This window comes from Anabaena sp. UHCC 0253, assembly GCF_009712085.1.
GTDB lineage: Bacteria > Cyanobacteriota > Cyanobacteriia > Cyanobacteriales > Nostocaceae > Dolichospermum.
Genome location: NZ_VILD01000003.1, coordinates 540,156 through 554,726, shown reverse-complemented (window position 1 = coordinate 554,726; position 14,571 = coordinate 540,156). Strand labels below are relative to the sequence as shown.

Annotated in this window: 13 protein-coding genes, 1 tRNA gene and 1 pseudogene; 9 read left to right on the top strand and 6 right to left on the bottom strand. The window is 35.7% G+C overall.

The features are described 5' to 3' along the window. The 6 genes from FJR38_RS10695 to FJR38_RS10670 all read left to right on the top strand — a co-directional run. Positions 1-722: DUF4351 domain-containing protein (locus FJR38_RS10695; RefSeq protein WP_254449420.1), on the top strand; the 722-nt coding region annotated here is incomplete at its 5' end. Between the two features lie 44 nt (positions 723-766). Beyond that, positions 767-949, top strand: coding sequence for a hypothetical protein (locus FJR38_RS10690; protein ID WP_254449419.1), 183 nt, complete (start codon positions 767-769; stop codon positions 947-949). 3 nt (positions 950-952) lie between these two features. Beyond that, positions 953-1,099: a hypothetical protein gene (locus FJR38_RS10685; protein WP_254449418.1), complete on the top strand. Its 147-nt coding sequence runs from the start codon at positions 953-955 to the stop codon at positions 1,097-1,099. Then, the gene (locus tag FJR38_RS10680; RefSeq protein WP_168536926.1) at positions 1,099-1,389 is read left to right on the top strand and encodes a helix-turn-helix transcriptional regulator; all 291 of its coding nucleotides are present in this window, start codon (positions 1,099-1,101) and stop codon (positions 1,387-1,389) included. The genes FJR38_RS10685 and FJR38_RS10680 overlap by 1 nt, the downstream gene beginning before the upstream one ends. A gap of 92 nt (positions 1,390-1,481) precedes the next feature. Next, positions 1,482-3,494 (top strand): hypothetical protein, encoded by a 2,013-nt coding sequence (locus FJR38_RS10675; protein WP_168536924.1) that lies wholly within the window; start codon positions 1,482-1,484, stop codon positions 3,492-3,494. A 96-nt stretch (positions 3,495-3,590) separates the two neighbouring features. Continuing rightward, the gene (locus FJR38_RS10670) at positions 3,591-3,893 is read left to right on the top strand and encodes a hypothetical protein (RefSeq protein ID WP_254449417.1); all 303 of its coding nucleotides are present in this window, start codon (positions 3,591-3,593) and stop codon (positions 3,891-3,893) included. Between the two features lie 86 nt (positions 3,894-3,979). Here FJR38_RS10670 and FJR38_RS10665 read toward each other — a convergent pair. Both FJR38_RS10665 and FJR38_RS10660 read right to left on the bottom strand, forming a co-directional pair. After that, positions 3,980-4,052: transfer RNA gene (locus tag FJR38_RS10665), tRNA-Ala, on the bottom strand. 27 nt (positions 4,053-4,079) lie between these two features. Beyond that, on the bottom strand, positions 4,080-4,829 hold the full coding sequence (locus tag FJR38_RS10660) for an HAD family phosphatase (RefSeq protein ID WP_168536922.1): 750 nt from the start codon (positions 4,827-4,829) through the stop codon (positions 4,080-4,082). Between the two features lie 276 nt (positions 4,830-5,105). Here FJR38_RS10660 and FJR38_RS29315 point away from each other — a divergent pair. Together FJR38_RS29315 and FJR38_RS10655 are read left to right on the top strand one after the other, a co-directional pair. Further along, positions 5,106-5,336: pseudogene (locus FJR38_RS29315) on the top strand (RtcB family protein); the annotation flags it as partial. Beyond that, a complete protein-coding gene (locus FJR38_RS10655) occupies positions 5,319-6,851 on the top strand; it encodes an RtcB family protein (RefSeq protein ID WP_371418186.1) in 1,533 nt (510 codons plus the stop codon). The pseudogene FJR38_RS29315 and the gene FJR38_RS10655, both read left to right, overlap by 18 nt. Before the next feature lie 162 nt (positions 6,852-7,013). On the opposite strand, the gene FJR38_RS10650 is transcribed toward FJR38_RS10655, so the two are convergent. The 3 genes from FJR38_RS10650 to FJR38_RS10640 form a co-directional block, all read right to left on the bottom strand. Next, complete coding sequence (locus FJR38_RS10650) at positions 7,014-8,738, bottom strand: cation:proton antiporter (RefSeq protein WP_168536918.1); 1,725 nt, start codon at positions 8,736-8,738, stop codon at positions 7,014-7,016. A 133-nt stretch (positions 8,739-8,871) separates the two neighbouring features. Then, on the bottom strand, positions 8,872-10,314 hold the full coding sequence (locus FJR38_RS10645; RefSeq protein ID WP_168536916.1) for an S-layer homology domain-containing protein: 1,443 nt from the start codon (positions 10,312-10,314) through the stop codon (positions 8,872-8,874). A gap of 164 nt (positions 10,315-10,478) precedes the next feature. Beyond that, on the bottom strand, positions 10,479-12,284 hold the full coding sequence (locus FJR38_RS10640; protein WP_371418174.1) for an S-layer homology domain-containing protein: 1,806 nt from the start codon (positions 12,282-12,284) through the stop codon (positions 10,479-10,481). Positions 12,285-12,646: 362 nt separating this feature from the next. Between FJR38_RS10640 and FJR38_RS10635 the strand changes: the two genes are divergently transcribed. After that, the gene (locus FJR38_RS10635) at positions 12,647-13,540 is read left to right on the top strand and encodes an alpha/beta fold hydrolase (protein ID WP_168536914.1); all 894 of its coding nucleotides are present in this window, start codon (positions 12,647-12,649) and stop codon (positions 13,538-13,540) included. A gap of 101 nt (positions 13,541-13,641) precedes the next feature. On the opposite strand, the gene FJR38_RS10630 is transcribed toward FJR38_RS10635, so the two are convergent. After that, positions 13,642-14,571, bottom strand: a complete 930-nt coding sequence (locus FJR38_RS10630; protein WP_168495716.1) for a hypothetical protein — start codon at positions 14,569-14,571, stop codon at positions 13,642-13,644.

Here is a 14,571-nt window from a genome sequence, read left to right as displayed (position 1 = left end):
GACTTGCCGAAAATCCTGCAATAATAGAACCATACCGCAATCCAGCCTCTACCGATGAAATCTGCGACTGTATTCTCAAGTTATTAGAAGTAAAGGCTTCATTGCGACGAGAAGCCAAAGCCAATAAAATCAAACTTCAGGAGTCAGAAATTCCTAAATTGTGGATTTTAACCCCCACTATATCTGAAACTCGTTTATCTAGCTTTGGAACTATCCAAAAAGAAAGTTGGTTATCGGGAGTACATTTTTTAGCAGATGCTTTACGGACAGCAATTGTGGCGATACACCAACTACCACAAACACCAGAGACTTTATGGTTGAGGCTTTTGGGTAGGGGAAGCATACAATCACAAGCAGTTATCGAGTTGCAAGCGTTACCATTAGATCACCCTTACCAAAAAGCAACTCTGGAATTAGTTTACAACTTGCGCGAAAATTTGAGAGTAAATCAAGAACTAGAAACAGATGATAGGGAGTTAATTATGCGACTAGAACCACTTTATCAAAGAAATAGAGAACAAGCTAAAGAAGAAGGAAGACAAGAGGGAGAAAAAGACTTAATACTGCGTCTACTACATCGCCGGATTGGTGAAGTTGATGCGTTATTAATCGAGCGAATTACAGGATTATCAATTGAACAGTTAGAAAATTTAGGAGAGGCATTATTAGACTTCTCTAGTGTGGCTGATTTAGAAGCTTGGCTAACCCAACACTCAATCTAATTCATTTGGAGACTGAAGAGTTGTCTCTGGATGAGGCTAAATCCATGAGTCACAGGATTCGACAAGCAGGTAAAGAAATTAGCAATCGTTCGATTGTGGCTGAGGTAAGAGACAGAGAAACTTTTCTTCAGCAAAAGAAAACCAAAAAGAACGCCAAAAAGAAGAACAGGTTGTGGTTGAAAAGGCTGGCAGTGAGCGAAGTAGTTCTAAGAATTTGTTTACCCTAATTAATGTTGAAGACTTTGGGTGAGGCTAGGGGGGGTTATATTGGGTTGCTGGATATGATTCTCAGGGAGTCGGCTATTCGGGCTTTAAAGAAGGGATTATCAAAGATTGATTTGGAAACTCTCAAGGAAGTAACGGCGGAGTATAAATAATGGAAGTTGGGGAAATTAATCCTTGGTTGTTTCAGGTAGAACCATATCCGGGAGAAAGTCTGAGTCATTTTTTGGGACGCTTTCGACGGGCAAATGATTTAACAACTACTGGTTTAGGTAAGGCTGCTGAGGTTGGGGGTGCGATCGCCAGATGGGAGAAGTTTCGTTTTAATCCCCCTCCTTCTCGGCCACAATTGGAGGCTGTGGCTAAGGTTGTGGGGGTTGATGGTTGGTGTCAAAGGTGTTTTAAAATTTTTGGGGAGATGGTTAAGTCTCAGAAGTCTATGTAAATTAAATGTTAAGTATAACTGAAATTAAATTTATAGTGTAAATCGCTTCTCTGAATGCTAAATTTTATAATAAATGAGTTTTATTGTTTCTTATGCAAATTAATTTAAGTGGACGGATTAGAAATACACACTTACCCGACTCTAAAGCTTTACTACCTCTATTTGAAGCGGTAGTCAATTCTATTCATGCCGTTGAAGATGCTAAAAGTAACAACGGTTTTGTCAAGATATTGATTCAAAGAGGTCATTTCCAAACTGGATTAATAGGTGAAGATGGACTTGCGCCAATAGAAGGTTTTATTGTAGTAGATAATGGCATAGGGTTTGACGAGAAAAACTACAACTCGTTTCTTACTTCTGATTCTAGTTGGAAGATAGCGAGAGGATCAAAAGGTATAGGTAGGTTTTTATGGTTAAAAGCTTTTAATAGTATTACCATTGTTAGCATTTATAAAGACGCAGACAAATATTGCAAACGTGAATTTAATTTCAATACAGAAAGAGGGGTTTACGAACATCTTCTTCAAGATTTGAATACATCAAATTTTGAATGCGAAACATCTATAAAATTAATGGATTTCCAAAACCCTTATAGAACAAAGTGTCCCCAGGAAGCTAGTGTTATTGCTAGAAAAATTCTTGATCACTGTATCTCATATTTTTTGCTAGGGACAGCACCTTTAATAGAAGTAATTGATGGAGGACATTCTATCAATATAAATAATTATTTTATCAATAATCTACAACCTAATTCAGAAACACATGAATTTGAATTATCCGGGCAAAAATTTTATCTCAAAAGCTTGAAATTTTATGGTAGTGAAACTTCTGAACATAAACTATGTTACTGTGCAAATCACAGAGAAGTAAAATCCGATAACCTTGATAAATATATAGTTGATTTAACTAAAAATAGAAAAATTAGAGATGAAGATAATAAACCATTTACTTATTTAGGCTATCTTTCTAGTTCATATCTTGATAATCGTGTAAATCCAGAAAGAATAAATTTTAATATACCTGAAGAACATGATGATTTTGTAATAGAAGAATTACGTGATATTTCTTTGATTGAAATAAGAAATGCTTCTGTGAGCATAATTAAGGAAGAATTATCTCCATTTTTACAAACTATTAGAGATCATAAAGAACAAGAGATTAGAAATTATATTTTTAATGACGCTCCCGAATATCGTCCTTTGTTAAAATATGCAACTGAAAGTTTAGAACAAATTCCTCCTGGACTACCAACGGCTAAACTAGATATTGAACTGCATAAACTTCAATCAAAGTTTGAGCTTGAAATAAAAGAGCAAGGAAGAGAAATACTTAGCTACAGTGTTGAGGATTTTAAAAAATATCCCGAATACTCTTATAAGTTTCATCAATTTCTTGAGCAATATAATGACCTTGGTAAATCTAAACTAGCAGACTATGTTATTCACAAGAAAATTATCTTGGACATTTTTGAAAAGAATTTAAAAAAGGATGATGATGGCAAATATAAATTAGAAAGGGATGTACATGAAATAGTTTTTCCTCTGAGAAGTACATCTGAGGATGTAGCATTTGAAAGACAAAACCTCTGGATTATTGATGAAAAATTAACTTATCATCAATATTTGGCTTCTGATCAACCTTTAGATACTATTGAAAATCTAGAAGTTGATAGTAGTGAAAGACCAGATTTACTGATTTTTAATAACCCAATTGCTTTTGTTGAGGGAGAAGATCAACCTTACTCATCAGTTGTTATCGTTGAATTTAAGCGTCCTATGCGTGGGACATATAAAGATAATGAAAACCCAATTACTCAAGTCTATGACTATATTAGAAAAATTAAATCGGGTACTTTTTCTGATAAAGAAGGCAGGTTAGTTACTCTACCAGAACACACTCCTTTTTATGCCTATATCATTTGTGATATAACTGTGAAAATTAAAGGTTTTGCTGAAGATGCTACCTATTATCCAACACCAGATTTACAAGGTTACTTTGGTTATAATCCCAGGCTTAATACTTATGTAGAAATCCTATCTTTTACTAAACTGATTAACGATGCCAAAAAGCGGAATAATGTGCTATTTAAGAAATTGAATTTATAGAAGTTACAAAATTTAGGATATTGAGAGCGTTAATGTAATAAGACCCCGTTCCCGGTCAAAGAACTGTGCGATCGCTTGAAAACTGATCCGCGCTTCATGGGGCAATCTGCAAGGTTTTACACCAGTGCCACAGCATCAGTAAACTATATTTATAAATCCTGGTTTGCCTTAATGAAGCGGTTTCAGTCCCAACTAGACGGCAAACTGCGCTGGTTAGAAATGCTCAATAGTGATACTGAATTAGTAGAAGCTAGTGGAGTCTCCTTGGATGTACTCCAGACTAAATCTGCCGAAATTTTGGCTCAATTTGCTTCCCAAAATCCTGCTGAAACTCAACCAGCGAAAGGTAAAAAGACTAAAAAAGGATTAAAGAAAAAAATAAGTCAAAGTGACAATTAATTTGGCGACGCGGACAATAACTTGGCAAGACGGACACCAATTTGTCAACGTGGTCAAATAATCTGGCAAATGACAAATGTACAAAATGGAGAATAGGAGACTCGAACCCCTGGCCTCTGCGGTGCGATCGCAGCACTCTACCAACTGAGCTAATTCCCCTTATTAATCTGACATACATATCATATCTTAACATTCAGGGACAATAGTTTCCACATCTTTTTGCGAAAAAACTTCCTGTACCCGCTGTAAATCCAAATCAATCAGATAATCAATTGTCCAGTTAGCTTGACGTTGGAGCATATGGAAGGGGTAAGTATTTGCTACTCCTACTACTTGCATTTGAGCGCGTTTGGCGGCTTGGATACCCACGGGAGTGTCCTCAATCACTAAACACTCATGAGGTTTTAGGTTTAATTCTGGATACTCCTGATTTAGCCGGTCAACAGCCAACAAATAACCTTCTGGGTTAGGTTTACTCGTGCTGATATCATTCCCCGACACAATTACGGAAAAGTATTCAGCTAATTTAGCAGATGTTAATACTATTTCTATTTCTGGGTATAAAGCATCACTGACCAATCCCAACTTGAGATGACGGGAACGAATCTGAAAAATTACATCTTCAATCCCAGAATACAAAGGCAATTTTTCTAGTTTCTCCAATTCCAGCACATAAGCTTGAGCTTTGCGAGTGAGTAACTGCATCATGTATTCTTCCGTCACGAGCCTACCACGATTTTTCAGCAGGTTCTGAACATAAGCGCGATGGCTTTGCTCTCCGCAGGTACTAATTTTACCCAAACTAGCTTGACGTTCCTGCACCCGTTGGGGTTGAAGATTTTCCTGAACGAGAATCTCATCTATTAGTTGGATATGAATTGGTCCATCCTTAATGATGACACCATTAAAATCAAATAAAACTGCCTTTAAACTCATAGTGCAAACTGGAAACAATCCTCCAGATTATTATTATTCATTTTGGTATCCAGGGAAAGATGACCACAGTGAATTACCGGAATATATTCAAGATTAACCTATTTTTGTAAATATAGGTTGACAAAATTATAATTCATGTAATATATATGTAGTATGCAATGATTGGGTTTAAAAAGTTCTTGTTAAAAAGATATATTTATTGAGTTTCTCCACTTATCAAGAGAGAGAGTTTCTCAAACCGATCATCATATTCATCTAAAATTGTTAATTAAAATTATGCCCTACGAACAATTAGGAATTACTACACCACACCCGGTTTTATCTTGGGCAAATCATTCTTTAGGCTCAGATGAAACTAAAATGGCCAAGAATGTAGCCTCATTGCCATTTGTATTTAAGCACGTGGCTTTAATGCCCGATGTTCACTTAGGAAAAGGCGCATTAGTTGGTTCAGTTATTGCAACTAAAGATGCCATTATTCCTGCGGCTGTGGGCGTGGACCTTGGTTGCTTTATCGGAGAAACTTTGATTCCTTTAGTTGATGGAAAATCCTATCCTATCAAAGGATTAGTTGACAAAAATGAAGAATTTATAGTTTATGCCTGCACCCAAACCGGAAAAATTGTAGCTGCTAAAGCTACTGCAAAATTAACGAGAACAAATGCGCCTCTTGTTAAAGTAATTTTAGATAATGGTGAAGAGATAATCTGTACTCCAGATCATCAATTTATGCTTCGAGATGGCAGTTACAAAGAAGCACAATTACTGGAAATAGGTACTTCTTTAATGCCTTTTTATTCCCAAGTTGATAAAGATGGTTATACACTCATATCTCAACCATATTCTGGAAGATGGCAAAAGGCACATTGGATGATTGCTCGTTCTGGTTTATTAGGTGAAATTAATGAATTGGATAACCGTCCAGAAAATATTGAACTGATAGATGATCTCATTCATTATAATCACAAAATTGTTGCAATAATTCCCCTAAACTACACGGAAAATGTATATTGTCTCACAGTACCGGAGTATCATAACTTTGCTCTCAAAGCAGGAGTATTTGTTCACAATTGCGGGATGAGTGCTATCAAAACACAATTTACAGGTGAACAATTAGAAGGCAAACTAAAGAAAATTCGCTTGGATATTGAAGCAGCAATTCCCACAGGATTTAATGAAAACAAGGATTTAGAAAAAGCAGTAACTAACTGGCAACGGTGGCGCGATTTTTCTAACTTGCATCGTGGTGTGCAAGATTTAGAAAGTAAAGCGATGAAACAAATGGGTTCTCTTGGTGGGGGAAATCATTTTATAGAAGTTTGTTTAGACACAGAAAATCAAGTTTGGTTAATGCTGCATTCTGGTTCTCGCAATATTGGTAATAAATTAGCACAATGCCATATTAATACTGCTAAAGAATTAGCGAAAATGGCAAATAATAAATTACCAGATCCCGATTTAGCTCACTTTGTATTAGGAACACCAGAATTTAAAGCCTATTGGCAAGATTTACAATGGGCGCAAAATTACGCACTTTCTAACCGTGATGTGATGATGTCCCGATTTAAGAAAATCGTTGAAAAACATATTAATGGAGGAAAAGTTACCAAACCTTTATTAGAGGTAAATTGTCATCACAATTACGCCGAAAAAGAAGTACATTTTGGCGAAGATGTGTATGTAACTCGTAAAGGTGCAGTTCGCGCTCAAACAGAAGATTATGGGATTATTCCTGGTTCAATGGGAGCAAAATCTTTCATTGTCAAAGGTAAAGGTAATGCTCATAGTTTTTGCAGTTGCAGTCATGGTGCAGGGAGATTAATGTCAAGAAGTAAGGCTAAAAATGTCTATACTCTTGATGATTTAATTGCCCAAACTGAAGGTGTAGAATGTCGTAAAGATACGGGAGTGTTAGATGAAATTCCTGCTGCTTATAAACCTATTGAGCAAGTAATGGCAAATCAAGCCGATTTGGTGGAAATAGTCGCAACACTTAAACAAGTTCTGTGTGTAAAAGGCTAAGGTAGGGTGGGCAATGCCCACCTGATTTGACAATTTTTTTGAGTCCTTATACCAAATAGAATAAGATTTCAAGAATAATTAACCGCAGATGAACGCAGATGAACGCAGATAAATACGGGTGTTTGTTATTTTGTGCCGCCTCATATAACGTTGATATTTCGTTTATTCTTTGTCTGGCCTAACACTTAAGTATCTATCTTTGCGAATAGTATTGATCACAGTTTGGATGTAATTTTCTGCTGCACCCAAGGTTTTTAGTAAATGATTTCCTAACTCTAATGCGGCTTCAAATTCAGGTTGTACGACTTCTTTCGCACCCATTTGAGTCAAGATGTCAATTTCTTTGTTACTGTGTGAACGAGCAATTACATCTAAATTAGGGGCAATAGTCAAAGCATTTTTCAAAAGTAAGCGGGTACTGGCAGGATCTGGAAGAGCGATCGCTAAAGCTTTGGCAGTTTCTAAATGTGCTTTTTCTAATACTAATTCCGAATCTGCATCACCGAAAATGTAAGGAATTTGGCGCATTCTTAATCTTTGTACAGATGCTTCGCTATTTTCAATTACTAAAACTGGATATCCTTCTGTTTGTAAGATGTTGACAATTACTTGCCCAACTCTACCATAACCTGCTACCACTACATGACCAGTAATTATTTCTGGCATAGATATTGTTTTTGGTGCAGAAAAGCGTTGTAAGAACTTTGTGAGGAAGGGGTTTTGATTCAGATAATCGGCAATTAAAGGTGCAATTTTGATTGAGAAAGGTGTAAGAATTAGTGTAATTGCTGTTGTTCCTAATAATAAAGAATAGGTTTGTGGAGATAGCAATTCTAATTTTAAACCAGCCAAGGCTAATACAAAAGAAAATTCACCAATTTGGTTAATTCCTAAACTGACTATAATAGCATTTTTGAGAGAATAGCCAAACTTTAAAACAATGCCTAAAATTATTGCGGCTTTACCCAGCAATACCAAAGTTACAAGTCCTAATATTAGTCCAAAATTGTTGATCAGAATAGCTGGATCAATCAGCATTCCAATGGATGCAAAAAACAGACTAGCAAATGTATCTCGCAACGGTAAAATTTTTGCTAATGCCTGATCAGCATAATCAATTTCCGATATCATTAAACCAGCAACAAACGCTCCCATAGCAATGGAAAGACCTAAATATGCAGTTATTAAAGCAACTCCTAAACATAAAGCAATGACAACTAACAGAAATAATTCATTACTTTCTGTGGCAGCAATATTACTTAAAATACGGGGAACTATCCACACACTTAATATAATTGCTGTTATTGCAAACAGGGCAATTTTGAGGAGAGCAAATCCCAGTGCTACAGCAATATTTTCGGGTTGTTGCAAAGCAGGAAGTATTGCTAACATTACACCCAAAGCTAAATCTTGGGTAATTAAAATTGCCAGCATAATTTGTCCATGCACGGTATTAGTTTCACCCTTTTCTGTGAGTGTTTTTAATACTATTGCTGTGGAAGAAAGAGATAAAACTGCACCTAAGAAAATGCCTTTTGTAATTCCAGAAGCCCAACCTGTGGAGACAGTTACTATTGCAACTAGAGCAATTGTTAAACCAATTTGTAGTAAACTGCCTTTGATGGCAATATCTTTAACTCGTTTTAATTCTGCTAAAGAAAATTCTACCCCCAGGGCAAACAGTAGAAAAGCGACACCAATTTCTGCTAAAGATTTAATATCAGCAACGTTGCTTAATAACTTTAAACCAAAGGGTCCAATAGCAAAACCACTCACTAAATAACCAAGTATCACAGGTTGATGTAACCGATGGGACAAAAATCCTCCTAGTGCTGTAGCGACTAAGACGATTGTTAAATCCAGAATTAGACTATGTTCTGTTTCCATATTCTGTGTTTTATTTTGTTATCAACTTATGTCAATCACTTTTCAGAGTAACTTGAGTTGGTAACAGTCAACATCTACACCTCGATAGCTAAGTTGAAAAAGTAGGTAAGGGAAAAGGAATAGGTTAGACAGTTTATTTTGAAGGCAAATCTGCTACTTTACCAGCACTAACCATTGCTCTGTACAGTAAAGCACATACATCTGCTCTGGTGGCAACTTTTTTAGTATTTAGCAGTTTTTTATTGGGATGATTAATAATTACACCATTTTCTGTGAGTGCAGCAATGAAATTACGATGTTCGCTTCTAATACTTGAAGCATCGCTATAAACTGAAAGAACATTTGTTGCTGAACCCGTAAATTTATAATTCAATCCTTTAGCTAAAGTGATCAAAATATCTAACCGTTTCAGCTTTTGTGTGGGGTTAAATTTTTTACTATCAAGAATGGTAAAAAAGCCCATTTCATAAGTTTCACGAATAGCATCATAAGCCCAATATTGACGAGGAACATCTTTAAAAGTAACTGCTTTGCGGACTTTACTTTTGATAAAGACTTTTTGCAATAAGGCTGCTAATTCGGCGCGAGTTACTGGTGCATTCGGACGAAATGTACCATTAGGAAATCCGCCAATTACTTCCATTGCTGCTAATTCGGCAATATATTCTTTAGCCCAATAGTTGTTAGGAATATCAGAAAATGATACTTGGATACCTTTGGCTACGCCTATTTGGCGGTATTGACTTAATAACTGGCCGAGTGCAAAACTAGAATTTTGGTTAATTTGAGTTAACGGTACTAAACTACCAGGAGTAACTGTTAAGGCTTTTGCTAAGTTAGAATTAAAAGCATTGATGGATTTACCAACTAAAGCAAAATCACCCTCTGTAAAGGAGATAGGATAAGCACCAGTTGTGGCAACTTGAGAAAATCCGGCGGCTTTATATTGGATAATATTAATATTTTCGGAACTATTGAGGAAAGTAACTTTTTGATTATTTACTTCTGTGAAATAGTCGTAAGTGGTAGTATTATTATCAACAACACTATCATTATTCATATCAACACCATAAAGGGTGCGAACTACTTGATATTCACTAGGATTAGCTGATAAAATCAAATTGACGGCAGTATTTCCCGTTAAACAAGCAAATTCACTGTAGCCAATAAAGCGATCACTAGTATCATATAATCGCACAACGATGCGATCGCCTAATTTAAATCCTTTCGTAAATTTAGCTTTTTGCTTAATCTTATATTTATAATCACCTAAAAATCTTTCTTGATGATACTTTTCGCCATATTTACTCTTAATAGAAACACGGGCAATTACTTCGGAAATTGTACCACCAGGTTGCCATATAGCAAGCGTAAATTCTGATTTTTTTTCTGGGGAAAAATCCCTAATAATGGGAATATCAACTGGTTGTCTGTCAAATTGATTTGCTAAAAGTTGCGTTTGTGGGGAATTACTAAGTTTTGATTCTGCTAATACCGAAGATATTGGCGATAATGCGACAACAGAGACGGCTGCAACAAATAGTTTACTCCAATAAGTTAAGTTAATAGGATTCATTGTATTTTACTCTCGCCAGTGTACTAATCTTCCCTAGATCAGAAATTTTCGATGCTAGTGAAGCTTACTGATAACACAGAGCATTTTATATTAATTTTGACAAAGAGGCAAAAGGCAAGAGGTAAGATAAATTTCTTACCTATTACCTATGACTCTAAACTAAATTACTTTTTACCACCCGGAGTTCTTCCTCCTTCATCATTGCTACCACCACGAGGACTAGATTTACCAGGATCGCAACCTTCCGCACCATTACCGATACCTTGGTTACAGTTAGTGCGATTAGGTTTTACTTTTCCTTTATCATCATCGTCGTTGTCGCTGCGGTTAGGTTTTACTTTTCCTTTATCATCATCGTCATCATCGTCGTCATCATTATCCATTTCTGTTGTTTGTGAGGAAGAGTTAACTGTGTATTGTGAACCAATATCAACTGCTTCACCTTTGCTTACTAAAGCTCTGTATAGTAAAGCACAAACCTCTGATCTGGTAGCTACTTTGTTAGCATCGAGTAAATTTGTATTGGGATAGTTGACAAGTACGCCATTTTGTGCTAAAGAAGCGATGAGGCTACGAGATTCACTACTAATGCTGGAGATGTCGCTGTAGGCTGATAAAATGCTTGTATTGGAATTGGTGGTTTTATAGTTTAATGCCTTTGCTAAGGCGACTAAAACCTCTAAGCGGGTGAGATTTTGTGTAGGATTGAAGTTGTTACCAGCCGTATTAAAAAAGCCCATTTGATAAGCTTCACGGATAGAGTTATAAGCCCAATAGTTGCGGGAAACATCTCTAAAACTTGTAGCTTGACGAACTTTATTGTTACTAAAAACTTTTTGGAGGAGAGTAGCAAATTCAGCACGGGTAACGGGTGCGTCAGGACGGAAAGAACCGTCGGGGAAACCTTGAGCAATTTCCATTGCTGCTAGTTCGGAAACGAAGTCGTTAGCCCAGTAGTTTGTAGAGATATCCGAAAATGCTGTGAGAATGCTTTTGGCTACACCTATTTGACGATAGGATGTTAATAATTGTTGCAGATTAAAACTGGAATTGTTAGTAATTTGTGTTAACTGTACTAAACTACCAGGTATAGCTGTGAGGGCTGGTGCTAAGTCCGAACTAAAGACACTTAGAGACTTACTGAGTAAGGAATGCTCACCCTGTTTGAATGATGTCGGATAAATGCTAGTTTTAGCAACATTAGTAAAGTTTGTGGCTTGAAACTTAGTGGTGTTAATATTTTGAGAACTGTTGAGGAAAATAACTTTTTGCTCTTTGACTTGGGTGAAGTAGTTGTAGCTGGTAGTGTTGCTATCAACAATGTTATCTTCGTTAGCATCTACACCATAAACAGTCCGAACTATTTTAGTTTGTGTAGGTTGGGGTGATAGAACTAGGTTAACAGTTTGGTGTCCTGGTAGACATTCAAATTCACTATAACCAATGAAGGTATTTTGGGTATCGTACAATCTTACAACTATGCGATCGCCTTTCTTGAAACCTTTCGCAAATTTGGCTTTTTGCTTAATTTGATATTTGTAATCACCTAAAAATCTTTCTTTATGGTATTTCTTCCCATGTTTACCTTTGAGAGAAACCCGCGCAATTACTTCCGATAGTGTACCACCTGGTTGCAAAACCACTAAAGTAAATTCTGATTTTTTCCCTTTCAGATAATTACTTTTCGACGTATTTATGATCTTACGTTCTCTAACAGTATTTCTTTGATGGGTAGTACGTCCTGTTTTTTTATCATCATCGTCGTCATCGTCATCATCGTCGTCATCATCGTCATCGTCATCATTATCAGCCAAAAGTTGCCTTGTAGATGAATCCTTTAATTGAGATTCAGCACTATTGGATAAACTTGTAGCTGCTAATGTGGCGGATACTGGCGAAAACAAGACTACAAAAACCGCAATCACAACAAGCTTCGGCCAATAACTCAAGTTCATAGAATTCATATTCATTTTATCTCACACCTGATGTCCAGTATTTCTAGATTCTTTTCTAGATCAAAAAGTTCCTGAATACAGGCAATATTTAATGCTAGTAAAAATAATGATAAAAAACTGTATTATACCTGACCTTGGATCTTATAGATATTTAGAAATGGAAAAATTGAGATTTTTCGATTTAAGAATTCTTAAAACTCTGATCTTTACGCTTTTGCGTGAGATTAATTCATACTTCAATTATCCAACGCCGAAATAAACCACAAATACCAAATATCACAAAACCCTGACATTTTGATCTGTCTTGCAGTACCACTTAATTTGTGAATGATTTAATATTGTTATATAAGTAAATAATATTTTAGGAAACTTAACAAATGACAGTTACCACCCCAGATTTGCAGACATTAGAAAAACAGGTTTGGACTTGGCGAGATTACAAAATTCAATATACAGTTATGGGTACAGGTCAGCCTTTGGTGCTAATTCACGGCTTTGGTGCTTCCATTGGTCATTGGCGCAAAAACATCCCAGTTTTGGCTAATGCTGGTTATCAAGTCTTTGCTTTAGATTTGTTGGGATTTGGCGGTTCTGATAAAGCAACCATAGATTATAGCATGGAAATATGGGCAGAACTATTAAAAGATTTTTGGAACGCACATATTCAAAAACCAGCCATATTTATTGGTAATTCTATTGGCGCACTTTTAAGTTTAATCATTTTAACAGAATACCCAGAAATTGCGGCGGGAGGAGTATTAATTAACTCTGCTGGTGGTTTGAGTCACCGCCCCCATGAATTGAATCCTGTGCTGCGAGTTGTAATGGCAAGTTTTAATAAATTGGTATCTAATCCCATTACAGGGAAATTCGTTTTTAACCGCATTCGCCAAAAATCGCAAATTCGCCGGACATTATATCAAGTATACCGCGATCGCAATGCAGTAACAGATGAACTCGTTGATTTACTTTATAACCCATCTTGTGATCCAGGAGCGCAAGAAGTTTTTGCTTCTATTCTGACTGCACCTCCAGGACCTAGTCCAGAGGAATTATTACCTAAGTTAGAATTCCCATTATTAGTAATTTGGGGTGCAGAAGATCCTTGGACACCAATCACGGGAGCGAATATCTATGAAGCAGCGCGAGAAAATGGCCAAAGTATTAAAATTGTCCCTATTCCCGGTGCTGGCCATTGTCCCCATGATGAAGTTCCAGATATTGTGAATAGTGAAATTATTGATTGGTTAGGACAGGTAATTGATAATTAGTGAGTCCTTAAAAAGTAGAAGTTCAATAATTAGGCTATAAATCTCATGTAACCCTAGCAAATAGTGGAATAAAACCTTGGATATCATGGATATAAGTCTATTTATTGAATTTTAATATCAATATAGCCAATCATAATTTCAGTTGGTTTTAAAGGATAAAAATACAATCTCCATGCACCTGGAGTCATGCGAATATGCAAACTAAATAATCTTTTTTTTCCGTCAGGACATTGAAAAGTTAACTCTTTTTCAAATTTTTGTAATCTGGATTCACTTTCGGGAGTTGCTTTACTAGGTAAACTATTGAGATCAAAATTACCTGATGTCCAATTTTTAGAAGCATTTTCAACTTCTGTTAATTTTTTAATAATTGCTTGAAATATAGGATGACTGTTTTTAATATTTTGTAATTGTTTTTCTACAGAATCACAAAATTCTAAATGAGGAAATATCTTTTTTCTTTTATTCCATAAATCTAAGCCACTATCAATATTATCTTGAAGACGATTCTTAATCCATTTTTGATGTTCAATAACATGATTTATACTGCTTGCGTGTCTAACTTCTATATTTTCTTCTAGTAATTCTCCATCTTCATTAGTTGTAACTTCTAGGAGAGAGATCACACTATTTTCCCATAATTCTGATGTTTTTAAACTAACAGATAATGCTTTTAATCTATAAGCATAGACAAGTCCTTTCGGTTCGTTATTACAATATGTGCAAGCATATAATAATTCAGTTTCTTGATCTTGATCAAAAATTTCATCAACCTCAAAAAATTGCATACTTAAAATAAAATCTTGTTCAACTTGATCAACACTTGGATCATTGAGCCATTTTCCTATAGGATAATCAGATGCAAGATTAATATTATAAAACTTATCATTACTGAGTAATTGTTGTTGTAAACCTTGTTCTAATGCTTCTCTTAAAGTTTGAATAAAGTTAGACATTAATTCTCTAGCTTTATATTCGTCATTTTCTAAATTCAAAAGACATAATTCATTAAATACCAGTTGAATATCCAT

Excerpts from the sequence above, each read along its gene's own strand:
- FJR38_RS10690 (WP_254449419.1), top strand. The coding sequence starts at position 767 with ATGAGTCACAGGATTCGACAAGCAGGTAAAGAAATTAGCAATCGTTCG.
- FJR38_RS10660 (WP_168536922.1), bottom strand. The coding sequence starts at position 4,829 with ATGAGTTTAAAGGCAGTTTTATTTGATTTTAATGGTGTCATCATTAAG.
- FJR38_RS10670 (WP_254449417.1), top strand. The coding sequence starts at position 3,591 with ATGGGGCAATCTGCAAGGTTTTACACCAGTGCCACAGCATCAGTAAAC.
- FJR38_RS10650 (WP_168536918.1), bottom strand. The coding sequence starts at position 8,738 with ATGGAAACAGAACATAGTCTAATTCTGGATTTAACAATCGTCTTAGTC.
- FJR38_RS10630 (WP_168495716.1), bottom strand. The coding sequence starts at position 14,571 with ATGGATATTCAACTGGTATTTAATGAATTATGTCTTTTGAATTTAGAA.
- FJR38_RS10685 (WP_254449418.1), top strand. The coding sequence starts at position 953 with ATGTTGAAGACTTTGGGTGAGGCTAGGGGGGGTTATATTGGGTTGCTG.
- FJR38_RS10675 (WP_168536924.1), top strand. The coding sequence starts at position 1,482 with ATGCAAATTAATTTAAGTGGACGGATTAGAAATACACACTTACCCGAC.
- FJR38_RS10635 (WP_168536914.1), top strand. The coding sequence starts at position 12,647 with ATGACAGTTACCACCCCAGATTTGCAGACATTAGAAAAACAGGTTTGG.
- FJR38_RS10645 (WP_168536916.1), bottom strand. The coding sequence starts at position 10,314 with ATGAATCCTATTAACTTAACTTATTGGAGTAAACTATTTGTTGCAGCC.
- FJR38_RS10640 (WP_371418174.1), bottom strand. The coding sequence starts at position 12,284 with ATGAATATGAATTCTATGAACTTGAGTTATTGGCCGAAGCTTGTTGTG.
- FJR38_RS10680 (WP_168536926.1), top strand. The coding sequence starts at position 1,099 with ATGGAAGTTGGGGAAATTAATCCTTGGTTGTTTCAGGTAGAACCATAT.